Origin of the sequence: Streptosporangium sp. NPDC049248 (genome assembly GCF_040678965.1) — a bacterium.
Classification (GTDB): Bacteria; Actinomycetota; Actinomycetes; order Streptosporangiales; family Streptosporangiaceae; genus Streptosporangium; species Streptosporangium fukuiense.
This window is the reverse complement of sequence record NZ_JBFAQY010000015.1, coordinates 178,372-203,679: the sequence shown is the minus strand read 5'-3', so window position 1 is coordinate 203,679 and position 25,308 is coordinate 178,372. Positions and strand designations below refer to the sequence as shown.

The 25,308-nt window shown below is 69.6% G+C and carries 24 protein-coding genes; 6 read left to right on the top strand and 18 right to left on the bottom strand.

Annotated elements, in window-relative coordinates; translation table 11 throughout:
* Window positions 1–33: 33 nt before the first annotated feature.
* From AB0K21_RS26165 to fdxA, 8 genes are all read right to left on the bottom strand, one after another.
* Entirely contained in the window at window positions 34–852 is an 819-nt protein-coding gene (locus tag AB0K21_RS26165) for a fumarylacetoacetate hydrolase family protein (RefSeq protein WP_343961822.1), read from the bottom strand.
* Window positions 849–1,697: an ABC transporter ATP-binding protein gene (locus tag AB0K21_RS26160; protein ID WP_343961820.1), complete on the bottom strand. Its 849-nt coding sequence runs from the start codon at window positions 1,695–1,697 to the stop codon at window positions 849–851. The genes AB0K21_RS26165 and AB0K21_RS26160 overlap by 4 nt, the downstream gene beginning before the upstream one ends.
* A gap of 29 nt (window positions 1,698–1,726) precedes the next feature.
* A complete protein-coding gene (locus AB0K21_RS26155; RefSeq protein ID WP_364153964.1) occupies window positions 1,727–2,551 on the bottom strand; it encodes an ABC transporter permease in 825 nt (274 codons plus the stop codon).
* Window positions 2,548–3,363: an ABC transporter permease gene (locus tag AB0K21_RS26150; RefSeq protein ID WP_343961815.1), complete on the bottom strand. Its 816-nt coding sequence runs from the start codon at window positions 3,361–3,363 to the stop codon at window positions 2,548–2,550. The genes AB0K21_RS26155 and AB0K21_RS26150 overlap by 4 nt, the downstream gene beginning before the upstream one ends.
* A 32-nt stretch (window positions 3,364–3,395) precedes the next feature.
* Window positions 3,396–4,343: an ABC transporter substrate-binding protein gene (locus tag AB0K21_RS26145; RefSeq protein WP_343961813.1), complete on the bottom strand. Its 948-nt coding sequence runs from the start codon at window positions 4,341–4,343 to the stop codon at window positions 3,396–3,398.
* 357 nt (window positions 4,344–4,700) lie between these two features.
* Window positions 4,701–5,477, bottom strand: a complete 777-nt coding sequence (locus AB0K21_RS26140) for an IclR family transcriptional regulator (RefSeq protein WP_343961811.1) — start codon at window positions 5,475–5,477, stop codon at window positions 4,701–4,703.
* A gap of 54 nt (window positions 5,478–5,531) precedes the next feature.
* Entirely contained in the window at window positions 5,532–6,509 is a 978-nt protein-coding gene (locus AB0K21_RS26135; RefSeq protein ID WP_343961808.1) for an NAD(P)/FAD-dependent oxidoreductase, read from the bottom strand.
* Window positions 6,506–6,823 carry a ferredoxin gene (gene fdxA, locus AB0K21_RS26130; RefSeq protein ID WP_343961806.1) on the bottom strand — a complete coding sequence of 106 codons (318 nt, stop codon included), beginning with the start codon at window positions 6,821–6,823 and terminating at the stop codon, window positions 6,506–6,508. The genes AB0K21_RS26135 and fdxA overlap by 4 nt, the downstream gene beginning before the upstream one ends.
* A gap of 98 nt (window positions 6,824–6,921) precedes the next feature.
* Between fdxA and AB0K21_RS26125 the strand changes: the two genes are divergently transcribed.
* The 3 genes from AB0K21_RS26125 to serB all read left to right on the top strand — a co-directional run bounded on the left by AB0K21_RS26125 (window position 6,922) and on the right by serB (window position 10,390).
* On the top strand, window positions 6,922–8,214 hold the full coding sequence (locus AB0K21_RS26125; RefSeq protein WP_364153957.1) for a hypothetical protein: 1,293 nt from the start codon (window positions 6,922–6,924) through the stop codon (window positions 8,212–8,214).
* Between the two features lie 99 nt (window positions 8,215–8,313).
* Window positions 8,314–9,090, top strand: a complete 777-nt coding sequence (locus tag AB0K21_RS26120) for an IclR family transcriptional regulator (RefSeq protein ID WP_343961802.1) — start codon at window positions 8,314–8,316, stop codon at window positions 9,088–9,090.
* Window positions 9,091–9,166: 76 nt separating this feature from the next.
* A complete protein-coding gene (serB, locus tag AB0K21_RS26115; protein WP_343961800.1) occupies window positions 9,167–10,390 on the top strand; it encodes a phosphoserine phosphatase SerB in 1,224 nt (407 codons plus the stop codon).
* Window positions 10,391–10,417: 27 nt separating this feature from the next.
* On the opposite strand, the gene AB0K21_RS26110 is transcribed toward serB, so the two are convergent.
* The 6 genes from AB0K21_RS26110 to AB0K21_RS26085 all read right to left on the bottom strand — a co-directional run bounded on the left by AB0K21_RS26110 (window position 10,418) and on the right by AB0K21_RS26085 (window position 16,555).
* Entirely contained in the window at window positions 10,418–11,134 is a 717-nt protein-coding gene (locus AB0K21_RS26110) for a hypothetical protein (RefSeq protein WP_364153952.1), read from the bottom strand.
* On the bottom strand, window positions 11,131–12,276 hold the full coding sequence (locus AB0K21_RS26105; protein ID WP_364153949.1) for a hypothetical protein: 1,146 nt from the start codon (window positions 12,274–12,276) through the stop codon (window positions 11,131–11,133). Before AB0K21_RS26105 ends, AB0K21_RS26110 begins: the two co-directional genes overlap by 4 nt.
* A 61-nt stretch (window positions 12,277–12,337) precedes the next feature.
* On the bottom strand, window positions 12,338–12,817 hold the full coding sequence (locus AB0K21_RS26100) for a histidine phosphatase family protein (protein WP_343961796.1): 480 nt from the start codon (window positions 12,815–12,817) through the stop codon (window positions 12,338–12,340).
* 181 nt (window positions 12,818–12,998) lie between these two features.
* Window positions 12,999–15,332 (bottom strand): sodium-translocating pyrophosphatase, encoded by a 2,334-nt coding sequence (locus AB0K21_RS26095; protein ID WP_343961793.1) that lies wholly within the window; start codon window positions 15,330–15,332, stop codon window positions 12,999–13,001.
* A gap of 423 nt (window positions 15,333–15,755) precedes the next feature.
* Window positions 15,756–16,202 (bottom strand): ATP-binding protein, encoded by a 447-nt coding sequence (locus tag AB0K21_RS26090; RefSeq protein WP_343961791.1) that lies wholly within the window; start codon window positions 16,200–16,202, stop codon window positions 15,756–15,758.
* Window positions 16,203–16,204: 2 nt separating this feature from the next.
* Complete coding sequence (locus AB0K21_RS26085; RefSeq protein WP_030916965.1) at window positions 16,205–16,555, bottom strand: STAS domain-containing protein; 351 nt, start codon at window positions 16,553–16,555, stop codon at window positions 16,205–16,207.
* Window positions 16,556–16,817: 262 nt separating this feature from the next.
* Between AB0K21_RS26085 and AB0K21_RS26080 the strand changes: the two genes are divergently transcribed.
* Complete coding sequence (locus tag AB0K21_RS26080; RefSeq protein ID WP_364153988.1) at window positions 16,818–19,061, top strand: DEAD/DEAH box helicase; 2,244 nt, start codon at window positions 16,818–16,820, stop codon at window positions 19,059–19,061.
* A gap of 49 nt (window positions 19,062–19,110) precedes the next feature.
* On the opposite strand, the gene AB0K21_RS26075 is transcribed toward AB0K21_RS26080, so the two are convergent.
* From AB0K21_RS26075 to AB0K21_RS26060, 4 genes are all read right to left on the bottom strand, one after another.
* On the bottom strand, window positions 19,111–21,243 hold the full coding sequence (locus tag AB0K21_RS26075; RefSeq protein ID WP_364153943.1) for a hypothetical protein: 2,133 nt from the start codon (window positions 21,241–21,243) through the stop codon (window positions 19,111–19,113).
* 544 nt (window positions 21,244–21,787) lie between these two features.
* A complete protein-coding gene (locus tag AB0K21_RS26070; RefSeq protein WP_343961871.1) occupies window positions 21,788–22,186 on the bottom strand; it encodes an Rv3654c family TadE-like protein in 399 nt (132 codons plus the stop codon).
* A 64-nt stretch (window positions 22,187–22,250) separates the two neighbouring features.
* Window positions 22,251–22,622: a TadE family type IV pilus minor pilin gene (locus AB0K21_RS26065; protein WP_343961782.1), complete on the bottom strand. Its 372-nt coding sequence runs from the start codon at window positions 22,620–22,622 to the stop codon at window positions 22,251–22,253.
* Window positions 22,619–22,855, bottom strand: coding sequence for a DUF4244 domain-containing protein (locus AB0K21_RS26060; protein WP_343961780.1), 237 nt, complete (start codon window positions 22,853–22,855; stop codon window positions 22,619–22,621). Before AB0K21_RS26060 ends, AB0K21_RS26065 begins: the two co-directional genes overlap by 4 nt.
* Window positions 22,856–23,363: 508 nt before the next feature.
* Here AB0K21_RS26060 and AB0K21_RS26055 point away from each other — a divergent pair.
* A complete protein-coding gene (locus AB0K21_RS26055) occupies window positions 23,364–23,999 on the top strand; it encodes an HAD family hydrolase (protein ID WP_364153985.1) in 636 nt (211 codons plus the stop codon).
* Between the two features lie 77 nt (window positions 24,000–24,076).
* A complete protein-coding gene (locus tag AB0K21_RS26050) occupies window positions 24,077–25,126 on the top strand; it encodes a helix-turn-helix transcriptional regulator (protein ID WP_364153938.1) in 1,050 nt (349 codons plus the stop codon).
* The last annotated feature ends 182 nt before the right edge of the window (window positions 25,127–25,308 follow it).

Here is a 25,308-nt window from a genome sequence, read left to right as displayed (position 1 = left end):
AGGGAACTGCGAAGGCTCTGGGAGGGGGGAAACTCAGCGGTACCGGGTGCGCAGCGGCAACACGCCGGCGACGGACACCTCCACCTCGTCACCGGGACACAGGAAGACTCCCCGGTCCTGGCCCGTGCCCGCCGGGGTACCGGTCAGCACGACGTCGCCGGGTCGCAGCGCGGCGAAGTGGGAGATCCTGGAGATCAGCTCGGGCACGGCGAAGATCAGTTCCGCCGTGCTGGAGTCCTGCCGGACCGTGCCGTTCACGCCGGTCCTGACAGTGATCCTCTCGGGGTCGTCGACCGCCGAGAGTTCGAGCACCGAGGCACCGAGCGCGCCGAAGCCCGGGAAGCTCTTGGCCAGGGTGGGGGTCGCGGTGGCGACCATGACGTCACGCGCGGTCATGTCGTTGGCCGCCGTGATGCCGGCGATGTGGTTCCACACCTCACCCGGCGGGGTGCGGTACATCGGCCGCCCGATCACGAAGGCGACCTCGCCCTCGTAGTCCACCTGGCTGGAGCGGTCCCGCGGCAGCGTCACCTCCGCTCCCGGTGCGGACACCGCCGAGGGCGACCGGAGGAAGAGGATGGGTTCTGAGGGTGCCGCCCGCCCGGTCAGGTGTGCCTTCGACAGGTAGTTCAGCCCCACCCCCCAGATGGCCCCGGTGCTGCCCAGCGGGGCCAGGAGTTCCCCCGGCTCGATCCGGCCCCGCTCCCGCGCGGCGTGCGCGGGGGCGAAGCCCTCACCTGCCGCGAGCAGTTCCGCCACGTCGGCGAAGGGCAGGTCCAGCAGGACGGCGCCGTCACCGCCGAGGTCGGCGTCGAGACGTGCCAGGCCCTGCGGCGTCGCGATCAGGTTCACGATTCCTCCCCGGAGAGTGAGGTACGGCGGTCGGAGGCCATGACCAGCCCGAAGACCTCGGCGCGCAGCTCGCCGAAGAGCGGGACCTGCTTGGTGTCGATCTGGTGGCGGGGGCGGTCGAGCCTGACGGTGATGTCCTCCACCACGACGGACGGCCCCTGGGAGAGCACCACGACCCGGTCCGACAGGTACACCGCCTCGTCGATGTCGTGCGTCACGAACAGGATGGTCGTCCCCGTCTCCGCCCAGATCTCCAGGAGCAGGTCCTCGAGGTTCGCCCGGGTCTGGGCGTCCACCGAGGCGAACGGCTCGTCCATGATGAGCATCTCCGGCTCCACGGCCAGCCCACGCGCGATCGCCACCCTCTGCTGCATCCCACCGGACAGCTGCCAGGGATACAGCCCTGCCGCGTGGCCGAGGTTGACCATCTCCAGCGCGCGCTCGACCCTCCGCTCGATGTCGGCGCGCGGGATGCCGCGGTCCCGGAGCGGCAGGGCGACGTTCTTCTCCACGGTCAGCCAGGGGAACAGCGAGCGGCTGTAGTCCTGGAAGACGACCGCGACGCCCTCCTGCGGGCCGGTCATCGCCTGCCCACGGAAGGTCAGCGATCCGCCGGTGACCGGGAGCAGTCCGGCGATGCACATCATCAGCGTCGTCTTGCCGCACCCGGACGGTCCCACCACGGAGACGAACTCCCCCCGCGAGACGGAGAAGTCGATGCTCCGGACGGCGAGCACGTCACCCTGTCTCGACCGGTACGACTTGGTCACGCCGTGTGCTTCGAGGATCGGCTCGGCGAGCCCGGCGGCGTGGCCGGGTCCCCCGCTGGTCTTGGTGGCTCCCACGGGAGACGTCCCTTCGGTGTCAGATGTCGTCACGAGGCGCGCTCCGAGCCCGCTTTGGCACCGCGGTGCCAGCGCAGTGCCGACCTCTCCAGCAGCGCGAAGGCGGCGTTGAAGAGGACGCCGAGGAGTGCGACAAGCAGGATCGCCGACCACAGCTCGGGGAAGCGGAACAGCTTCTGCTGTTCGACGATGTAGAAGCCGAGGCCGGAGGTGGCCGCGTACAGCTCCGAGATCACCATGAGCACCAGCGCGATGCCGATGCTGATGCGCATGCCCGCGATGATCGAGGGGCTGGCGCCGGGCAGCAGCACACTGAGGAAGTAGCGCCGCCTGGACAGCCGCATGCTCCGCGCGGTGGTGGTCACGACGGTGTCCAGACCCCGGACGCCGTCGTAGGTGTTGACGAGGATCGGCCACAGGCAGCCCAGCGCGATCAGGGAGACGTTCATCCCGCTGGTGATGCCGAAGAAGACGATCGCGATGGGGAGCAGCATCGTCACCGGCACCGACATGCCGAGCCTGATCAGCGGGTTGAGGAACGCCCCCGCCTGGCGCCACACGCCCAACACGATGCCCACGACGACGCCGATCGCGCATGCCAGGCCGTAGCCGGCCGCCAGGCGGGCGAGGCTGGGCAGCACGTCGGCCCAGAACTGGTCACTGAGGAACAGCGAGGCCGGGTCGCCGGAGAGCCAGTTGTCGACGAAGGCGACCACGATCCGGGAGAACGGCGGGATGAACAGCGACTCCGCCTGGCGGGCGACCACCTCCCAGACCACCAGCAGAACCGCGAGCAGCCAGAGCCACTGCGCCGCGCGGACCAGACCGCGCAGCAGACCTCGAACGCGGCTCATCGTCCCTCCCCCCGCTGGGCGTGGCCCCAGGGCACGAGCAGCCGCTCGGCGAAATGGAAACCGTAGTAGATCAGCATTCCGAGGATCCCGACGATCAGGATCCCGGCGTAGACGTAGTCGGGGCGCTGCGCCTCCTGGTAGGTCGTGATCACCGTGCCGACCCCGCTGGTGGCTCCGAGGAGCTCGGCGGAGAGCACCACGATGAGCGCGGTCGAGCTCGCCACGCGCAGGCCGGTGGCGATGGCGGGAGCCGCCGAGGGCAGCACGATCCTGGTCAGCAGCCTTCGCTGCCCCCAGCCCATGCTCCGTCCCGCGGTGAGCATCAGCGGCTCCGCGTCACGCACGCCGTACATCGCGTTGAGCAGGATCGGCCAGAAGACGGCGTAGACGCTCAACGAGACCTTCATCTGCGTCCCCAGCCCGAAGAGCAGGATGGCGACGGGCAGGAACGCCGACGAGGGGACGGACCTGGCCGCGTGCACCACCGCCGAGGCGGGGCGGTACAGCGTGGCGAAGTATCCCAGCGCCAGGCCGAGCGGGACGGCCACCACCGAGGCGACGAGCATCGAGATGACCCATGCCCACAGGGTCTGCACCACCTGACCGAGGAAGAGCGGATCGGTCAGCAACTCGGCGAGGCGCGCCAGGGTGTCCCCCGGATAGGGGAGCGAGTCCCGCGACACCGCTCCGGAACGGACCAGCAGGTCCCACACCACGAACATCGTCACGACACCGGCCGTGCCGAGGACCCAGGTGGGTGTGGGTCTTCTCGCCTGGGCGGCCGGTCCTGCCGGCTGTGCGACCGTCGTCACGGAGATCTCCTTCCCTCTCGCCGTCCGGGAGGTCAGGACCGGGCGAAGGCCGGCACGAAGGGTTCGAGATCAGGCTGCTTGGAGATCAGCTTCAGATCCACCAGCTTCTTGGCCATGTCGTTCAGCGCCGCGAAGTCGACCTTCGGGGCGAGCCCGTTCTGCGGCTGGGCCGCGAGGGTCTCGGCGGGCACCTTGGAGCACTCGGAGAGCAGCTTGAACGACTCGTCCTTGTTCGCCGGGTCCTCAAGCTGTTTCATGGTCTCCACCATGGCGTCGTTGAAGCGCTTGGCGGTGTCCCCCTGCGCCACGAACGTCTTCGACGCCACGTACGTCGCGATGTAGACCTTGCCGAGCGCGACGAAGGGGTCGTCGAGGCTGCGCAGGTCGGCGCCGCCCGAGCCGAGCAGCGCGTATCCCATCTGCGCGGCGGCCACCCGGTCGCCGTTCACCGCGTTGACCTGCTCCGCGTACGGCAGTGCCACGAAGCTCACCTGGTCGGTGGAGACGCCGTTGGCCTCCAGCCAGACCGAGGTGGCGATCTGGTTGATCCCGCCGATCTCGTTGACCGCGATCTTCTTGCCGACCAGGTCCTTGGCCGACTTGTAGGAGGAACCCTTCTTGACGAAGACCCCCTGTGCCGGGTCCGCGGGGGGCAGGGCGTTGACGTTGGCCCCCGAGACCATCTGGATCGGGAAGCCGGTGTTGTAGGCGTTGATCGCGGTGAATCCGTTGACGTAGCCGAAGTCGGCCGCGCCCGACAGCACCGCGGCCACCGCGGCGGACCCGCCGAAGGACTTGACGTACTCGACCTGCAGGCCGTGCTTGGCGTAGATGCCCTTGGCCTCGGCCCAGGTGTTCCATATCTCGCAGCCGAAGGTGGTCACGGAGACCTTGGCGGGACCGTCGGTCGAAGCTGTTCCGGTAGCGGACGAATCCTCGCCGCCGCAGGCGGTGGCGAGGAGGACTGTCGCGAAAGCCATGACGGCCCCTGCGCGTCGCATACCCATGCTTGCTCCTACTCCTCTCGCCGCCGCTCTGGGGGGGACGGCGAGGGTTCAGGGGGGTGGTTTTTCTTGGGGCATCGGCGGGCGGTCGCGCCAGGGGCGGGATTCCCCATCGCCGTGCCAGGTCAACCGGGCTTCATGAACGTACGAGGAACGCTTGGCGCGTGTCAAGATGCGGAATTACATCTCGCATTGCGTCACACCATAGGCATGCCTGAGCGCCATGGGGGACCACCTGTGGTTTGTGGAAAGAATGTCTGATCAGCGGGAACGCACGCCGGTGGGACACGCCGCCGCGCCGTGATCTCCGCTTCCGAGCCCGCCGGCCCGTGCTCAGACGGGCGTGGTGCCGCCCAGCTCACGCGACAGTTCGCGCGCCACCCCGAGCAGCACGGCGGCGGCCTGCGTCTCCAGGTCGCCCGCGAGGGAGGCCACCGTGCCGAGGATCGCCATCGAGGCGACCACCTGATCACCCTCGAAGATCGGTGCCGCGAGCACGCGTACCCCGTGGTCCACCGGAGAGTTGATCGCGAGCCCGGTCCGCCGGACCTCCTTGAGAAGTTCGCGCAGCTCCGCGGAGGCCCGCAGCCGCCGCGCGAGCCCGGGCACCTCTCCGGCGGGCAGGTAGGCGCAGAAGATCCGGCCCTGGGCCGAGCGGGTGACATCGAGCTGCGAGCCGGTACGGACGCTCAGCCGGACGTCGCCGAGGGTGTTGTCCACGCAGCTGACCACCACCGGGCACTCGCCGTTCCAGACGCTGAGCACGACCGTCTGGTTGATCTCGCGCATGAGCAGTTCGAGGTGGGGAGCGGCGGCCGCGGCGATGGGCAGCCCGGCCCGCGCGGCGGCCTCCAGCCCGAGCAACTGGGGGCCGAGCGAGTACAGCGCGCTACGCGGGTCGTAGCGGAGCAGGTTGGCCGCCCGCAACGCCCTGGCGTACCGGTGGGCGGTGGGCTTGCTGACCCCCAGGCGCGCGGTGATCTCATTGAGGCTCAGCCAGGGACGCTCGATGGTGAAACCACTCAGGATCAGCGCGGCGCGCCGCACCGTCTGGATGGCGGGCACCTCGTCGGCCACATCGACGTCGCCGGGGTGCGCCTGATCCGCCATGCCGACTCCTCCGCACAGACCATCCGTTGGACCGGACTCTACCGACTGTCGAACTCAGGCCGCATCGGAAGAATGGCCGGGCGTGGTACCGAGGGCGGGATTCACCAGCGGCGCCAGGTTGTTGACCGCCGCGGCGGCCTCGCCGAACCCGACGGAGATCAGCCTGACCTTGCCGTCGTAGTCGCTGATGTCCCCGGCCGCGAACACCCTGGGCAGGTTCGTCCTCATCGACCGGTCGACGAGGACGTGCCGTTTACGCAGTTCAAGGCCCCACTTCTGGACAGGCCCGAGGTCGGCTATGAAACCGAGCGCCGCCACCACGGTCTGGGCCGGCAGCGTGACGCGGTCGCCCTCCTTGACCTTCTCGACGACGACCTCACCGACAAGGGGGTCGCCACCGATCTCGGCGACCTCGTACGGCGTCAGCACCCGTACCGACGACGCGTGCAGCGTCGCCACGCTGCGCTCGTGCGCACGGAAGAGGGGCCTGCGGTGCACGAGCGTCACCGAGCGCGCCAGCGGCTCCAGGGCGAGTGCCCAGTCCACCGCGGAGTCTCCGCCGCCGACCACCACGACGTCGTGGCCGGCCACCTCGTCCAGCCTGCGGACGAAGTAGCGCAGTCCCCGTCCCAGGTACTCCTCGCCCACGGGCAGCTCCCGAGGGGTGAAGGTGCCGATGCCGCCGGTGAGGAGCATGGCCTTGGCACGCACCCGGGTGCCCGCGTCGGTGACGACCTCCACCCCCTCCTCGTCGTGCAGCAGTTCGCAGGCGCTCTCCCCGAGCAGGAAGAGCGGATCGGCCTGCGCCGCCTGCGCCACCAGCTCGTCGACCAGCCGCTGCCCCTTCACCGCGGGAAACCCCGCGACGTCGAAGATGTCCTTCTCCGGGTAGAGCGCCGAGATCTGGCCACCGGGCTCGGGCAGCGAGTCGATCACGGCGACGGACATGCCGCGAAAGCCCGCGTAGTAGGCGCCGTACAGCCCCGAGGGGCCCGCGCCGACGATCACCAGATCGACGTCGTGCACCGTCACGACCCACCGCCGGGAGGCACCGCGGCGGGATGGTCGCTGCCGGTGCGGCCGACCTTCCTGGCCCCGCCGGGAGAGCCCAGATCGGCGAAGAACTCGGCGTTGATCTCGGCGAACCTGGTCGCCTCCGCCGGGAGGTCCTCCTCATGGAAGATCGACATCACCGGGCAGGCGGGTTCGCACCGGCCACAGTCGACGCACTCATCCGGATGGATGTACATCATCCGGTCGCCCTCATAGATGCAGTCGACCGGGCACTCCTCCACGCACGATCTGTCCTGCACGTCCACACACGCGTCGGTCACGACGTAGACCATCAGTCCTCCCTCGTCGGCAACGTGGGGGAACAGTAGGATTCGACCGCAAGCGTTGTCAATATGCGAGATGCCATCTTGCATAGAGTTAATATGTGAGCATGAAGAGCGATGCCCTGCGACAGCTGCGACACGCCACGGACGCGGCGATCTCCAGCGAGCCGATCATCGAGGCGATCCGGGTGATGGCCGCCGGCCCCAGCCCCCGGGGCCGGGAGCGCGCGACCGCGACCCGGCTGGCGGCGTGGGCCCGGAGCCGCTGGCCCGAGCTGCCCTGGAACCTCGAAGCAGTCGGCGACGAGGGGGCGAACCTGACGTCCACCGCCGGCGGCTCGGGGCCCGAACTGCTCCTCTACTCCCACCTGGACACCTCCCTGTCCGGTGACGTCGAACACGACCGTTGGGCCACCGGGATCGACGAGGAGCCCGCGCCGCTCTCCGTGGATCCGGCGTCCGGCCTGCTGGCGGGTTTCGGCCTCGGCGTCGCCCGCGCACCCGCCGCCGCGGCGCTGGCGGGATACGCGGCCGCGGCCACGGCCCTGCGACGCGACGGCCTGCCGCACCGCCTCTCCCTGCTCCTGGCCTCGGGCGGCACACACTCGTCGCCGTTCGCCCCCGCCGGGCCCTCGGGCATCGACGAGCATCTTCGGTCGCACCCGCTGCCCTCGGCCGCGGTGGTCGCCAAGTGCGGCCCGCGCGGCGTCCTCCACGAGGAGCCCGGAGCGATCTTCCTGCGCGTACGGCTGGGCGGCCCCTACCGGCCGGTGCTGGCCAGGGACGCGGGCGGCGGGCTCCTCGCCAACCTCGGCACCGCCACCGCGATCCTGGAGTCGTGGCGCATCGAGCACGTGGCGGCCAGGGCGGGCGCCGGCCGCCAGCTCGCCGCCGAGGCCGGCATCGGCGCGGTACGGGGAGGGCTCCTGGAGAAGCCCGACCTGCTGCCGGGCGTCGTGGAGTTCCACCTCTACCTGGTCACCGTCCCCGGCGACGACCCCGACGAGATCGCCCGGACCGTACTCGCCAGGATGCGGGCCGGAATCCCCGGCGGGCCGCTGGACGGCTGCCGGGTGGATGTGGACGCGCGGCTGGTCCATCCCGCCGGGGTGACCTCACCCGACGCCCCGGTGATCCGCCACGCGATCGCCGCCTGGCACGACGAGCACGGCGAACCCCCGCCCGCCATCTCCGGCTGGAAGGGCTCGACGGACGGAGTGGTGCTGCGCGGCCACGGGGTCCCGACCGCCAGGGTCGGCCCCGCGCCCGGATCCGACCCGGCCGACCCCCGGCGGGACGTCTTCGATCCGCGGACGCTGGTGCGCTTCGCGCGCCTGTACGCCGGGATCGCCGTCAGGCACGCGCTCGGCGATGTCGAGGGACAGGGCCATCGACATTGAATGTTCTGGATGGCAGGATGCTGTCTCGCAATGCAGAACATACGCTCGGCGCCAAGCTTCCACACATAACGCGAGGGAACCAATATGGGTGACGACCCAGTGCCTAGCCTGAAGGGAGTCGCCGGCGAGAACAGAACCCCGGCGATCCAGACCGTCCAGCGGGCCGCGATGATCCTCAGCGCGTTCACGGTAAGCCGCCCGCACCTGACGCTCAACCAGCTCACCGCCAGCCTGGGCACCAGCAAGGCTACCGCGCACCGGTACACCAAGGCCCTGCGCGAGAGCAACCTGCTCCGCTACGACGAGCGCGAGGCGCTGTACTCCCTGGGACCGCAGATCCTCACCCTCTCCGCCGCCGCCCGCGTCGGCATGCCCGTGATCGGCATCGCCGGGCCGTACATGCAGCGGCTCGTCAGGGAGATCGACGAGACCGTCGTGCTGAGCGTCTGGGACGGCGACACCGCCGTCGTCGTCCGCGTCGACGACAACACCGATCGCACCATAAGGGTCAGCGTCCGGATGGGCTCCCGCCTCTCGCGGACCGAATCCGCCCAGGGCCGGGTCTTCTGCGCCTTCCTTCCCTCGGAGGACGTTCCCGGCCTCAAAGCACAGCTGGCCGCCTCCCCCGAGCTGCGCCAGGAGCTCGTGAAGATCCGCGAGGACAACATCTCGGCCAACACCCCCTCCGTCAACGGCGTGCGCAGTATCGCCTCCCCGGTGTTCCGCGGCCCGGTCCTGCTGGCCGCGATGGCCATCGTCGGCACGACCTCCTCGGTTCCCGCGGGCACCCACTCCCCGCTCGCCGAGGCCCTGCGGCAGACCGCGGCCGAGGTGACGGCCGAGCTGGGCAGGGAACAGAACTCCCCTGGTCACTGACGTTCCGTGAACTCCAGGTGTCCGGATGACGAACCGCATTCACGGTCGAAACCGGAGCCAAGTAGCGTAGGACCCGATGAACCAGCGCACGCTTCTGATCACGTTGACCGGTCCGGACCGCCCAGGCGTGACCTCACGCCTCTTCTCTGTCCTGGCCGGATTCCCCGTCGTCGTCGCCGACGTGGAGCAGGTCGTCATCCGCGGCCGGCTCACTCTCGGCGTCCTCGTCTCCTACGCGGGCGACACACCGACCGGCACCGGCGGCACCCTCGGTGCCCTCTGGACCACCGTCGAGCGGACCGCCGAGGATCTCGGTCTGCACGTGGAGATGTCCACCGGCTCCGACCCGAAGGAGAAGCGGCGCAGGGGACGGCTCAACGTCACCGTGCTCGGCGCGCCGCTGCAGCCCGCCGCCATGGCGGGCATCTCCGGGCGGATCGCCGCGGCCGGCGCCAATATCGACCGGATCGAGCGCCTGTCCAGCTACCCGGTGACCTGCATCGAGCTCTCCCTGTCCGGCGCCGACCCCGACACCCTGCGGGCCGAGCTGGCCGTCGAGGCGCACGCCCAGCAGGTGGACGTCGCCGTGCAGCGGACCGGCCTGCACCGCAGGGCCAAGCGGCTGATCGTGATGGACGTCGACTCGACGCTCATCCAGGCCGAGGTGATCGAACTGCTGGCGGCGCACGCCGGCTGCCTGGAGGAGGTCGCCAGGGTCACCGAGGAGGCGATGCGCGGCGAGCTCGACTTCGCCGAGTCGCTGCGCCGCCGGGTCGCACTGCTGGAAGGCCTCTCCACGGAGGTCTTCGAGAAGGTGCGCGAGGAACTCGTGCTGACCCCCGGCGCTCGCACGCTGGTACGGACGCTCAAGCGGCTCGACTACCGGTTCGCGATCGTCAGCGGCGGGTTCACACAGCTCACCGACGCCCTCGTGGAGGACCTCGGGATCGACTACTCCGCGGCCAACACCCTGGAGGTCGTCGACGGCGTGCTCACCGGGCGGGTCGTCGGGGAGATCGTCGACCGGCCCGGCAAGGCGCGGGCGCTGGAACGCTTCGCCCGCGAGGCGGGCATCCCGATCAGCCAGACCGTCGCCATCGGCGACGGCGCCAACGACCTGGACATGATCGCGGCGGCCGGCCTCGGCATCGCGTTCAACGCCAAGCCGGTGGTCCGCCGCGCCGCGGACACCGCGGTCAACGTGCCCTACCTCGACTCGATCCTCTATCTGCTCGGCATCCCCCGTGCCGAGGTGGAGGACGCCGACGCCGAGGACGGCGTCATCGCCGACAACCGCTGAACACCCCCGCCCCGCGGACGACCGCGGCTAACAGCTCCTCGGGGCGGTCAGGGAGGCCAACCGTACGGCTTCGGCGCTGAGACCCCGCAGGGCGGGCCGCGCGGCGGCGGCGTGCCTGATGCTGCGCCGCAGACCCGTCATCCTGTCACCCGCCCCCTCGGCCAGCTCGTCCAGGCGGCGGGCGGCCAACTCGTCCACGTAAGCGCCGAGTTCGTCGAGGGCCCGGTCCAGATCGTCGGGCGGCGTTCCCGGCCGGTCCGTCCTGACCCCCTCGGCGGCCTTCTCCAACCGGTCGGCGACGAGGTCGAGGACCGCCCCCGTGGGGTCGGACTCGTTCCCGGGTGGCGGTATCGCGAACAGCGCGAGCGCGTTGTCCCGCAGCCGCCCGGCCACCGTCACCGCATCCCGCAGGCGCCGCGGCGCACCACCGCCCGGCTCCTTGTCCAGCCCGTCGAGCGAGTCGGCGAGCCGCCCGGCGGCGTCGGTCGCCGAGGAGATCCGGGCGTTCACCTCCCTGGGGTCCTGGTCGATCAGTGACCGCACCAGCGCGGCGTGCCGATCGAGCACCTCCGCGATGGCGGCGGTCAACGTGGCCCGGTACCCCCTGGACCACAGCAGCCGGGCGAAGAGCAACGCCAGCACGCCACCCGTGATCGTGAGCACCACCCTGGCCGCGGCCGCGCCCCAGTCGAGCGACAGGGCGAAGTCGGCCAGCATCAGCGAGAGCGGGGTGGCGAGCATCATCCAGTATCCGTAGCTGCACCCAGGCCCACTCTGATCGGGTGGTAGCCGGTCGTGATCACCGGTTTTCTCGACCGTACGAACTTCGGCAGGCGCGGCCCCATCTCGACACTCTCCGCCGCCTGCTGCTCAACCGAGCGCACGGCCATCGCGATCCGGTCCACACACAGGGTCACCTGCCCCAGCAGCGCGGCCGCGGGCAGCGGCGTGTCCCCCGCACGAGCGGTTCTGCGGATCTCCTCCACGCTGTCGGCGAACCGCCCGACGGCGGCAAGCGCCCCGGGCATCTCGGCCGAGCCGCCGAGCAGTGCCGCCTCTCGCAGCGCGCGGGCCAGCGCCCCGATCGCCTCGTCCAGCTCCCGGGTCCACTCCGTCCCGGCCCTCGCCTCCACCGTCTCCACCGCCGCCGCGCGCAACACGCGCAACGCGATCGTCTGCTGGAAGATGCGGGTCAGCGTGGCCGGGAGCCGCTCCGGCGACCCGTCCTCCTCCCCGGCGACCCGGTAGAGGGAGAGCGCCGCCTCCAGGTCCTTGAGCGCGGTGGCGGCCCGGTGGCGCAGCGACTCCCAGCTCTCGTCCGCGAGCGGTGCCCGCCCCCCGCCGGCCAGAAGGTCGGCGAGCGCCGTACCCGCCTCCTCCACGGTCCTGCGAAGCGGCCGGCGGCGGCGTAACGGCCAGATCGCCATGACCGCCAGCACGGCCAGCAGGCCACCGCAGGCCGAGGTCCCCATGTGGAGCAGAACGCCCATGCCGGAAGGGGCGAAGTAGGTCAAGGTCACGGAGAGGACCGCGGGTATGCCCAGCGCCCGCCAGTAGATGCCCGCCGCCGCGACCAGGCCGACCACCACGGCGGCGATCGGCCACGGGTGGGGGTGGATGAGCGCGCCGAGTCCGGAGCCGAGCGTGACGGTGGCCGTGGTGGTGAGCAACCTTCTGACCCGGTCGCCGTACAGCTGTCCGGGGGCGTCGCCGAAGAGCGTCAGATAGCCGCCCAGGGCCACCGAGGCGCCCTCCTCCAGACGGCCGAGGAGAACGCCGAGCAGCAGCGGGAAGCAGACGACCAGCATGCACAGCAGGCCGTACGTCCAGGCGGGAGGCCCGGAGAGCCGGAAGTCGACACGCAGCATGTCGACGAGCCCGCGCATGCCACCCCCGATCCGAGGGAGCGGTGGGCGCGGCTCCCCTCGTTACGCCTTGCCCCGACCCTCAGGGCTTCTTGGGGCTCCAGCTGGCGATCCCGCGGCCGACGTCGAGCTCCGTCCACTCGCCGTCCACCTCGATGACGGCGAACGCCCCCGGCGGGAACCCGGCGTCGCCGTCGTCCTCGTCCTCGGTGAGCTGCCTGACCAGCTCGTGGACGCCGGGGTTGTGACCGACCAGGACCAGCGTGCGCACCCGCGGATCAGTCCGCCGGATCAGCGTCAGCAGCTCGTCGGGGTAGGCCTCGTAGATGGCCGGCTCGAAGAGGACGTCCGCCCCGGGAAGGGCCAGGTTCGCGGTCTGCCGGGTGCGCACCGACGGCGAGCAGAGCACCAGGTCGGGGCGGAGGCCCTGCGCGGCGAGGGCCTCACCGACCCTGCGGGCGTCGTGCTCGCCGTCGGCGCTCAGGGGACGTTCGCGATCGGCGAGGCCGGAGGGGTTGGCCGCCTTGGCGTGACGCAGCACGACGAGCGTGCGCGCCGTCATCTCGAGGCCCACATGGCAAGGCCCACGATCACCGCGAACACCGCGGCCATCGCCAGCAGGATGAGGATGAGTGTTCTGCCTCCGGAGGGCTGCTGTTCCATATCGGCCAGTTTCCCATCGAGACGGTCCGCACATGCGGAAGGGGTGCACGCGGCCCGTGCACCCCTTCGTCAAACATTGCTCAGCTGGAGACCTGCTCCGGCTGGCGGTCGCTGTTGTTCTCCTCCGTCGGGGCGATGCCCGCCGAACGACGCTTGGAGATGACCACCGCGGCGATGACGATGCCCACCGCGAGCACCGTGATGCCGATGCGCAGCGCCGGGCTGTCCGCGTAGGCCACCACGGCCGGGGCGATCAGTAGCGCCACCAGGTTCATCACCTTGAGGAGCGGGTTGATCGCCGGTCCGGCGGTGTCCTTGAACGGGTCACCGACGGTGTCACCGATGATGGTGGCCTCGTGGGCCGGCGAACCCTTGCCGCCGTGGTGACCGTCCTCGACGAGCTTCTTGGCGTTGTCCCAGGCTCCGCCGGAGTTGGCCAGGAACACCGCCATCAGCGTGCCGCACGCGATGGCACCGGCCAGGAACGCGCCGAGCGGCGCGTAGCCGAGGGCGAAACCGACGGCGATCGGGGTCAGCACGGCCAGCAGACCGGGCGTGGCCAGCTCCCGCAGCGAGTCGCGGGTGCAGATGTCCACGACCCTGCCGTAGTCGGGCAACTCCGTGCCGGCCATGATCCCCGGCTTGGTACGGAACTGCTCGCGTACCTCGAAGACCACCCGGCCGGCCGCGCGGCCGACCGCCATGATCGCGAGGCCGGAGAACATGAACACCACCGCGGCGCCGATGATCAGGCCGACCAGCACGTTCGGTGAGTCGATGCTCAGGCTGAACGTGCTGAAGGAGCCCAGCGCCTCCTTGACGGAGGCGCCCGCCCTGACCAGCTCGTTCTCGACCGCCGTACGGAACGCGCCGAACAGCGCGGTCGCGGCGAGCACGGCCGTGGCGATCGCGATGCCCTTGGTGATCGCCTTGGTGGTGTTTCCGACGGCGTCCAGCGAGGTGAGGACCTGGGCACCCTCGCCCTCGACGTCGCCGGACATCTCGGCGATGCCCTGGGCGTTGTCGGAGACGGGACCGAAGGTGTCCATCGACACGATCACGCCGACCGTGGTCAGCAGGCCCGTTCCCGCCAGCGCCACGGCGAACAGCGCGACCGTGACGTTGCCGAAGCCCAGCAGGAACGCGCCGTAGACGGCGGCTCCGATGACCAGCGCGGAGTAGACGGCCGACTCCAGGCCGACGCTGATGCCGGACAGGATGACCGTGGCGGGACCGGTGCGGGAGCTCTCGCCGATGTCCCGCACCGGACGGCGGTTCGTCTCGGTGAAGTAGCCGGTGAGGATCTGGATGGCACTTGCCAGCACCAGGCCGATGAGCACCGCCCCGATCGCGATCAGGCGCGGGTCGGAGGTGATCGCGGCGATCTCCGGGCTCACCCCGGTCAGCCCGGAGAAGCTGGCCGGCAGGTAGAGGTAGGCCGCGACCGCGACGAGGATGGCCGAGATGGCCGCCGAGATGAAGAAGCCCCGGTTGATCGCGGCCATCGCGTTGCGGTCGCCCGCGCGCGGGGCGGTGACGAAGATGCCGATGATCGCCGTGATCACACCGATCATCGGCACGATCATCGGGAAGACCAGTCCCTCGACGCCGAAGGCCACCTTGCCCAGGATCAGGCTGGCGACGAGCATGACCGCGTAGGACTCGAACAGGTCGGCGGCCATGCCCGCGCAGTCGCCCACGTTGTCGCCCACGTTGTCGGCGATGGTGGCGGCGTTGCGCGGATCGTCCTCGGGAATGCCCTGCTCGACCTTGCCGACCAGGTCGGCGCCGACGTCGGCGGCCTTGGTGAAGATGCCGCCACCGACTCGCATGAACATCGCGAGCAGCGCGGCGCCGAAGCCGAAGCCCTCCAGCACGGCCGGGGCGTTGCCCCCGTAGGTGATCACCACCACGGCCGCGCCGAGAAGGCCGAGGCCGACGGTGATCATTCCGGCCACGCCGCCGGTGCGGAAGGCGATCCGCATCGCGAGCTTCTCACCCGACTCGCGGGCGGCGGCGGCGACGCGGACGTTGCCGCGGACCGCCAGCCACATGCCGATGAATCCGGTCAGCGCGGAGAACAGCGCGCCGACGACGAAGAAAGCCGATCTGCCGATCCGCACGCCGGTCGTCTCCGCCGGGAGGAGATACAGCAGGAACGGGATCAGGATGACGAACAGCGCGAGCGTCCGGAACTGCCGGGTAAGATACGCGGAAGCCCCTTCCTGGACGGCTCGCGCGATGTTTTGCATACGCTCGGTGCCTTGGCCGGCGGCCAGCACTTCCCGCACCAGTGTGCCGGCGACGGCGAGTGCGAGCAGGGCCACGACGGCGACCACGATCACGATGTTGAAGTGGTAACCACTCAGGGATACCGCTGGCTCTTCGACAGCGGCGAGATGGAGCACAGACATCCGACTCTCCTTGGCAAGACGGGAACACGTCCTGCCCGGAGTGCGCTGCCGAAGTGGTTAGACGAGCGGAGCGGCGCACATCCGGGATGGTTGGCAGTGCCGCTTCCAGTTGCAGACCCCCACGGAGGACGGCTCGCGTGCGGGCCGCTCCGAAGGATAAACCTTGGCCGGTCCCGGGAGTCTACGCAGCGAGGACGCGGATATGAAGCCTCTGCCCACGGACAATTGACGCCGAGTCCAGCACCTTTTACCTACCGGCCTGCTTATAACGGCATTTCGCCTGTCACACCTACCCCGCCAGCCTCTGTTTCCACTCAATTTCGGGTGTGAAATATCATGGTTATGTTTTGTCCAAAATTAGGTGCCGCACGACGAACAGCCGGGCGTGTCCATCTGGACACGCCCGGCTGCCGAAGTCCTCTGTCAGGCCGGAGACAGGCCGTTCGTCGCCGCGGGCCAGCTCATGCGGATGCACATGCCCTTCTGGCTCGGGTAGACCTGAACGTCGTCGGCCAGTCCCGCGATGACCGCGATGCCGAAACCGGCCATCAGGTCGTCGGGAAGTTGCCCGAACGGATCGTCGAACCCCAGGAGGCCGCGATCGTGCTCCAGTTCGTCACTGGGGGCGGAGTCGGTGACGGTCACCTCGAAGCGCCCTGAGTCATCACGTAGCTCGATGCGGATCGGCTCTCCCGGACAGTGGAGGCGGTGTGCCTCCACGGCCCGCGAGCACGCCTCACCGACAGCGAGCCGTACCTCGTCCAGCAGTGACTCCTGCACGCCGGTGCGTCTGGCGATCGCCGTGGCGACCAGACGTGCCGTACGCACATGCGCGGGGAGAGCGCTGAACGTCAGTTCGACGGTAGCCACGACTACTTGTCTCGACCGTGAGCTTCCTTGGCCTCGTCGACCGAGGCGTAGATACCGAAGACCTTCGTCAGCCCGGTGATCCGGAAAATCTTCAGGATGCGCTCCTGAGTGCAGACAAGCTCCAGTGAGCCATCGTGCGCCCTAACTCGCTTGAGCCCGCCGACCAGGACACCAAGGCCCGTGGAGTCAAGGAAGTCGACCTTCTCCATGTTGACGAGCAGGTGGAAATTCCCCTTGTTGACCAGGTCGATCAGGAGCTCACGCAATCTGGGCGCGGTGTAGACATCAATCTCACCCTCGACCTCAACGATGGTGAGACGGTCCTCGGAATGGTGGTCCAACTTCAGATCCACAGATCCTTCAGCGCCTTGCCTGCGAAAGTACCGATTCGAGCTTGCCCTCCCGGGACCGGATGACCCCCGGACGACAAGCCCCGACGCGCGGCATTCAACCATGCGTACGCTCAGTGTCTATACGAAATCACGATTCCCGGCGACTCTGCCCACAGATGTGAGACTGAAACCAGTGACCCCGCCCTCATCCTCGCCCCTCCGAGCGGGTAACGCCCTCAATCGCCTGCTCGATGTTCCCGCACGTCGCGAGCGTGTCACCCATGTGGAGCACGTTCCCGCACGTCAGGCCGGTAAGACCCGGTGGCCGGACTGGGTTGACCAGCGATTGGTTACGCGCTGGGCGAACCACGGTGTTTCCGGCCTGTGGCCGCATCAGGCCGAGGCCGCCGAGCTGGCCCACCGTGGCCAAAACGTGATCATCTCCACCGGGACCGCCTCGGGCAAGTCCCTCTCCTACCTGGTCCCGGCGCTTTCCGCGACGCTCGACGGCGGCACGATCCTCTACCTGTCACCCAGCAAGGCGCTGGCCGCCGACCAGCTCCGCGCGCTGCGCGAGCTCGACCCGCCCGAGCTCCGTGCCGCCACCTACGACGGCGACACCTCCTTCGAGGAGCGGACCTGGGTACGCAGGCACGCCAACTACGTCCTCACCAACCCGGACATGCTCCATCGCGGCCTGCTGCCCCGTCACACCCAGTGGTCGGCCTTCTGGCGGCGGCTCCGGATGGTCGTCGTGGACGAATGCCACGGCTACCGAGGCGTGTTCGGCTCCCACGTCGCCCAGATCCTGCGCCGCCTGCGCCGGATCTGCGTGCGCTACGGCTCACGCCCGACCTTCCTGCTCTCCTCGGCGACGGCCAGCGAGCCCGGGGCCTTCGCGAACCGTCTGACGGGCCTCCAGATGGCCGAGGTGACCACGGACGCCTCGCCCCGAGGCTCGACCACCTTCGCACTGTGGGAGCCACCCCTGACCGATCTGCGGGGCGAGGGCGGGGCACCCGTCCGTCGCCCCGCGACCGCCGAGAGCGCGGACCTGCTGGCCGACCTCGTCGCCTCCGACGTGCGGACCCTGGCCTTCGTCCGCTCCCGGCGGGCCGCCGAGTCCGTGGCCCTCACCACGCGGGCCAGGCTCGGCGACCTCGTCGCCGACGGGAGCGCGCCCGCGGACCTGCCCGACAAGGTGGCGGCCTACCGGGCGGGCTACCTGGCCGAGGACCGCAGGGGACTGGAGAAGGCACTGCGTTCGGGGGAGCTGCTCGGCCTGGCGACGACCAACGCCCTGGAACTCGGCGTCGACGTCTCCGGGCTGGACGCCGTGCTCATCGCGGGGTGGCCGGGAACCCGCGCCTCGCTCTGGCAGCAGGCCGGACGGGCCGGAAGGGACGGGCAGGACGCGCTGGCGGTGCTGATCGCCAGGGACGACCCTCTGGACACCTATCTCGTCCACCATCCCGAAGCCCTGTTCGGCAGGCCGGTGGAGACGATCGTGCTCGATCCCGGCAACCCGTACGTACTGGGCCCCCACCTGTGCGCGGCGGCCGCCGAGATCCCGCTGACCCACGACGACCTGGACGTCTTCGGCCCCACCAGCAAGGAGGTGCTCGCGGACCTGGTCGGTGACGGCCTGCTCAGGGAACGCGCCGCGGGCTGGTTCTGGACCAGCAGGGGACGCGCCACCGACCTCGCCGACATCCGCGGGTCGGGCGCCGCGCCGGTCCAGGTCGTCGAGATGTCCACCGGACGGCTGCTCGGCACCGTGGACGAGCCCTCGGCTCACTCCACCGTGCACGCCGGAGCCGTCTACGTGCACCAGGGAGAGACGTTCCTGGTGGCCGAACTCGACCTGGAGGCGGGGGTCGCGCTGGTCGAGGCCGGGGCGCCCGACTACACGACCTTCGCCAGGGATGTCACCGATATCTCGGTCATCGAGTCCCTCGACTCGCACCCCCTCGGTCCTGGAGAGCTCCACTTCGGCTCGGTGGAGGTGACCAGCCAGGTCGTGGCCTACCTCAAGCGCCGGGCCCAGAGCGGCGAGCTCATGGGCGACGAACCCCTCGACCTGCCCCCGCGCACGCTGCGGACCCGCGCCGTCTGGTGGACGCTGCCCACCTCGGCGATCATCCCCCTGGTCGAGGACGGCCTGGACCTCGGCGGCGCCGCGCACGCGGCCGAACACGCCTCCATCGGCCTGCTGCCGCTCTTCGCGACCTGTGACCGCTGGGACATCGGAGGCGTCTCCACCGAACTCCACGCCGACACGGGACTGCTCACCGTCTTCGTCTACGACGGGCACGAGGGCGGCGCCGGTTTCGCCGAACGCGGTTACGCCCGCGCGCGCGACTGGCTCACGGCCACCCGTGAGGCCATCGCCTCGTGCGAGTGCGAACGCGGCTGCCCCTCGTGCATCCAGTCCCCCAAGTGCGGCAACGGCAACGAACCCCTCGACAAGGCCGGAGCCCTCCGCCTGCTGGCCGTCCTGCTCTCCTGTGACGAGTCGCGGATGTGAGGGCCGTCGTCCCGGCGGCGGGCCGGGACGACGGCCCGTCGGAGACTGATCAGCTCATACCGGGGATGAAGCGATGCCCCGAGGACGAGAGGCCATCGCGCTCTCGTCGCCCGTCCCGGTCCTCGTCGCTACGGTCCTCGTCGTTGCGGTCCTCGGCCCAGAAATCGGTCGCGCCGGGCTGCGGGCGTGCCCAGAACCCGCTGTCCTCCAGGGAACGAGGCGCGGGCGGAAGGTAGTCGTCCCACCGGTCAGCCGTCCGGGCCGCGGCCTGTTCGGCATCACCGGCCTCGGAGAGCGGAGTCGCGCCGGGAGCGGGATCCGCGCCCGGCCGTCCAGCGTGACCTGCCTGCCCGGTCTCCGCGTACCTGGTCTCCGCGTACCCGGTCTCTGTGTGCTCGGCCTCCGCGCGCTCAAACCCCGCATGCTCGGTCTCTGCGTGCTCGGTCTCTGCGTGCTCGGCCTCTGCCTGACGGGGCCTCGCCTGCTGCGCCTCCGTCTCACGGTCAGTGACTTTCCGAACAGAGGCCAGCCGAACCGAAGCCGGCAGAACGGAGATCGGCTGAACCGGGGCATCCCTGATCGAGATGCGCTGAGCTGGAACGCGCCGGGCCGGAGCCGGCTCGGCCGAGACGTGCCGATCCGGCACGGGCCGATCCGAGGCGGGCCGATCCGGCACGGGCCGATCCGAGGCGGGCCGATCCGAGGCGGGCCGATCCGGGGACTGCCGGGGAGGGTGCGGGCGGCCCGAAGCACGGGAATCGGGCGATGGACTCCCCGGGGCCAGGCCGGTCTTGACCACGGCGAGGATGACCGCGGGACGCCGTGGGTCGACGGTGACAGCGGTGCCGCCCTTGCCCGCCACACCGCCCCTGCCACCGGTGCCGGTCGTGCCGTTCCTGTCCGCCGTGCCGCCACGGCCTGTCGTCTTGGCGTCCCCCTTCGCGTCCCGCCCACCGAGCGGCTCGGAGGCGAGGGGCACGGTCTGCCCGTCGCCTCCTCCAGCACGGTGCCTGTCCCCGCCGGCGGAACCGTCCGCCGCGGCCAGCAGCCTGCGACGGATCCAGGCACCACCGTGCGCGCCGAGAAGCAGCAGGACGAGAGCACCCGCGATGAAAAAGCCGTACTGACTCATACCGCCGGCCGGTACGTCAGATGACCCCGCCGTGCTGTTCGTATTCGGGGCGGAGTCCGCGCCGGTCGCTCCGGGGTCGGGGGCACTGCCCGCGCCTTCCTTCTTCTCCCGATCACCGCCGGCCCCCTCATTCGTCTTCTCGGCCGGCTCGGCGATCGAGGAGGTGGCGTCGCCGCCGTTCTCCGCCTTTTCCGAAACCCCGGGCTTCTCCGTTGGCGCGACCGCTGTTCCCGACGGCCGATTCGAGGCCCCCGTGGGCTTCTTCGCGGGCAACTGCGGAAGGTCGTGGACTCCGGCCTGCTTGTTCTCGCTCTTCTTTCCGCTTTTCTCGGTGTTCCGCCGGCTGCCCGTGTCGCTCTGGTTCGATCCGCTCCGGGTGCCGGAACTCTCCTGGCCACCGGTTTTCCTGCCGCTCTTCGCCACCGTGGCCGCCGGCACCTTCACCGAGGCACCCGCCGAGTTGCCTGAGGAGAGCGTGCCGCCACCGCCGTTGCCGCGCAGGGCCCGCACCGTGAACCCGATCCGCTGTCCGGCCGCCTTCGCCGGAACGGCCAGGGTCGCCCTACACGAACCGCCGGAACACGCACTGCCCACCCGCACGGACCCGACCCTGCCGGTCCGGCTCGTGGAGATCACATAACCCTGCAGGTCGGGCTCGGCGCCCCTGCTCCATCTGACGACCACCCGCTTGCCGTACAGCCGGGCGCTCACCCCGCTCGGCGTCGCCGGAGGAACGGCCTGGACCAGGGTCTTGCCGGTCTGGTGCCACTCGGCTCCGAGCACCTTGCCCCGCTGTTCAAGCCTGATCCGGTACCTGCCGTTCCGGTGATGGCGGGGATTCCAGGCGTAGGAGACCTTTTGATCTCCTTTCGCCACCTGCCTGCCATTGACGAAAAGGACCGCGTCGAACAGAAGATCGACTCTGCCGGAAATGACCACTGTGCTGTTGGAGGTCACCCGGGACGGGACGTTCAGCCGCGCCACGGCCTGCGCCGGATTCGCGGCGGTGAGCACAAAGGAGACGGACACGATCGACGCGATCATCGCCATGGCGACAAGTCTGCGAACTGTTGTCACGACGTTTCCCCTCGTCGAGAACCGCGCGTCATCCGGCCATTCGCCGTCCGTACGGTCACCCGGCGGCCGGCCCGTTCCCTCCTCCCGACCGGCTCGCACCGGTCCCGCCCTCCGCCCCCGCGATCGCGAGGCTGCCCGATGATGTCGTGTGACCTGGTGATTCGCATTTCGCCCTCCCCAGGCCGATCGGGAAACAACACGGATCACCGGTAAGCGGCACCTTACGTGAGCTTTCGGACTCTTGGACACGCCGTCCAAGAAGTCGTGATTTGATTGCGACCTTGTTTCCCGGAGCTTCGCGCATCCGGTTTCCCGAAGACCTCCGTCCGCCGATTCTCAGTGTTCGTCCGTGCGGAGCAGTGATCTGCCGCGTTGCCGTCGCGGCGTTCTTCTTGGCGGGAATCCCATTTCATCGGTGCGCGCCCGGCACGGCCGCCTGTTCTCACCCCTTCGAAGCCGTACTTGATCGCTTTCCGGTCGGTTCCCATCGGATTGTTGATGTGCTTTCATCCCCCCGTCACCGGCCTGAATCAGCGATGTGGACAGGGCCGGCACGTGCCCTGGCGCCGATCGACACCTCCCCCTTCAAGGGGAGTGAGACATCCATGGTCACCTCGATCTCCGCGATGCCGTCATTTCCCACCGAACAGCGAGTGACCCTGACCCCGTTGTCCGCAGCGAGCAGGGAGGCCCGCGCACAACTCCGGTCCGGGTCCGCGAAGGCCAGCCGAGCGGCGGTGAGCGCGCTCAGGTCGGCGGCACTCTGCGCTCGGTGGCGCGCGACCCGAGCCGTGCCCGCGACCATGACCACCGCCGCGACCGCGAAGAGCAAGGCCATGAGCCCGACCGTCCAGATGGTGGCCGACCCTCGCTCAGCCCCGCCGTCATCCACATCCTGCGGGCAGGACCGGCCCATCGCGGGGCTGCGGGAGCGGCTTGACGGCAAGCCGCTCTCCCCAGGAAGTGGAGGGGTCACGGATCTACCACTCCACTCCGGGCTCGGCGACGGAGGCGGCACTCGCGTGAACGGTGACGCCCGGAAGCGAGGCGCCCCAGCGCGGCCTGACGTTCACCGACACCTCCACCCGTGCCACTTCCGCGCTTCGGGTCACCACGACGGTCGCACCCGCGGGAGCCACGGACAGGGCGCTGCCGCGGACCCGCTCCAGCGACTCGCCGCGCGAGGCGGCCCGAGCCCCGGCCCGGGCCGCGTCCACGCACTCCAGCTGCGCCTCGACCGCCGACACCGCCCACAGTCCGGCTCCCAGCACGACCAGGAGGGCGGGCAACACCGCGGCCGTCTCCGCGGTCACCGACCCCCTGGTCCGACGCGCCGCCACGGGGAGAGTCATCCCGCCACGGTCAACGCTCGGTTGATCAGAGTTGTGATCATCTGTTGGACGTCGGGACTCGTCACCACTTTGAAAAGGAGGGCGGCGAAGGCGCAGGCCGCGATCGTTCCGACCGCGTACTCGGCGGTGGACATGCCACGGTCACGGCACGCACCGGTGGTCAGCAGCGCCCACCGGGCACGCGACCACCGCAGCCGATCATGTCGCTCACGAACCGTGCTCGTTCGAACCATCTGCTCCTCCTGGAGATCCCTGCCGGGCCCACCACCCGGCGTCGGTCACGCCAGGGTTCTCCATACGCCCACGCCCCCGTCGACCCGAACACGATTCTGTGGATAACCCGGGGATTTGACGAAAAACCTGTGGACAACTCAAGAAAACGGCAGCCGACATGACCCCTCGACCTGGCGGCATTCGCAGACAGGCGAAGCCTCGCAGGCCATGTCATCCAGGCGAACGCTCGGGACGTCTCTTACACATCCCCAGCCCCAGGAGCCACGACGACGAATCCGTACCCACGCCAACAGCACACGCAGCCCTATGGCAGCCACAGCACCCGCCCATCGGCTATCCCCAGCAGCACCCACAGCGGCCATACGGCCAGCCCCCGCCCGGTTGCGGCCAGGGGCAGTACCCCTTGCGTACAGTGCGAACAAGCGCGGCAGCAGTCGCGTCTCCCAGGTGATCGCCGCGCTATGCAATGCGCCGACAGCGAGCTGGCCTACCCTCCGAAGTGTGGTCATGACTGTGGTATTCGACATAGGCGAGACGCTGGTTCGCGATGACCGGTATTGGGGATCTTTAGCGGATTGGTTGAACGCTCCCCACCACACCCTGTCCGCCCTGGTCGGTGCGGTGACAGCACTGGGCATGGACAACGCCGAAGCGGTCCGCCTCCTGCGTCCGGGCATCGACTTGCATGCGGTGCGCCGGGCTCGCGAGGAGGCCGGCCGGGGCGAGTTCCTCGACGAGAGCGACCTGTACCCCGATGTACGGCCCGGGTTGCAGGCCCTGCGCGATGCGGGATTTCGCGTCTGCGTCGCCGGAAATCAGACGACCAGGGCCGGTGACCTATTGCGAGGGCTGTTGATCCCCGCCGACGTGATCGCCACATCAGAGGAATGGGGCGTCGCGAAACCCGATCCTGGATTCTTCGACCAGGTCGTTCGGCTCGCCAGGGCTCCTGTCCACGAAACGGTCTACGTGGGTGACCACCCCGCGAACGACATCATCCCCGCGAAAGCTCTCGGTCTGCGCACGTGCATGATCCGGCGTGGCCCCTGGGGACACCTGTGGAGCACCGACGCGGCTGTACTGAGTGCAGCGGATTGGCAGATCGACAGCATCACGGAACTGCCATCTGCCCTGTCTGGATGAATGGAGCCGAGATGCCCCGCAAAGCCACTGGCGAAGGCCCAGGAGGTCGCATAGCCGCGATCCGCAGCGCACGCCGCATGACCCAGGAAGACCTCGCCCTGGCCGCCCATATCTCCCTCAGCCTGCTCCGGAAGATCGAGCAGGGTACATGCGTCGCCAGCGACCCCGTCCTAGACGCCATCGCCGCGGCGTTGAGCATTGCCCCCTCCCGGCTCCTGGGCAACTCTGGCCGCCTCGACGGCCGCGTGCATGACGCGATGCCCGCACTTCGCGAGGTCACCACCTACGACATCCCTGACGAAGGTCCGGTGCGCTCCATGCCCGCGCTTCGAGCATCCGTCACCGGCGCGGTCCAAAAACGCCTGGGCGCGCAGTATGTGCGGCTGTCGCAGATCCTGCCCGAACTGCTCGGCGAACTCATCCGTGGAGTGCACGAGCCGGGTGATCCCGCAGGCATCTCGGCATTGCTGGTGGCCACCTACCGTGCGGCCGATGCGGTTGCCTACAAATACGGGTACCTGGATTTGTCGGCCCGGCTGATCGAGCTGATGCGCCAGACCTCGACCGTCGCCGAGGATCCTCTGCTCAGTGCGTCCACGGCGTATGTGCGGACCGAGGTCTTCTTCGCCACACACACCTACCAGGCGGGCTTACGCGCACTCGAATCCGCGATAGACCAGCTGCCGCGAAAACCCGGGCCGCTGTGCCTCGGCGTCTTGGGATCACTGCACATGCGGGTGGCCGTCATCGCCGCGCGAGCAGCCCACACCGACACCGCCATGGCTCATCTGAGGCAGGCGCGGCAACTCGGTGACCAGGTCCCCGAGGACATCTACTACGGGACCGCGTTCGGCCCCTGCTCAGTGCGCGCCCACGAGGCGTCGGTGGCCATCGGCCTGGGAGGCCTTCGGCTCGCCCTCAGCCTGGCCGACGACTGGTCGCCGCCGCTGGATATGCCCGCCGGGCGCCGCAGCGGCTTCTTCATTGATCTGGCCAGAGCACAGTTGTGGGCCGGTCAGAAAGACGCGGCCTTCGAATCGCTGCTGACCGCACGCCGGATCGCGCCACAGCACACGCGTGAACACCCATGGGTCCGCGAGGATGCCGCGCCTGCACCGGGCCAGTAGCGAAAGCCTGGTGGGTTTCGCCGAATGGGTCGGCTTGGTCTGACTTCGGGGTGACACAGGCTGTGTCACTTCCCCAAGAGCCAACGAAGCACCATGGTGACCGTTCGAATCGAAGCATGGGCGGACGGTGACAATACGTCTTGCCCGCGCAAAGGGCGAAGCCCGCAGGCGCTGACACGCCG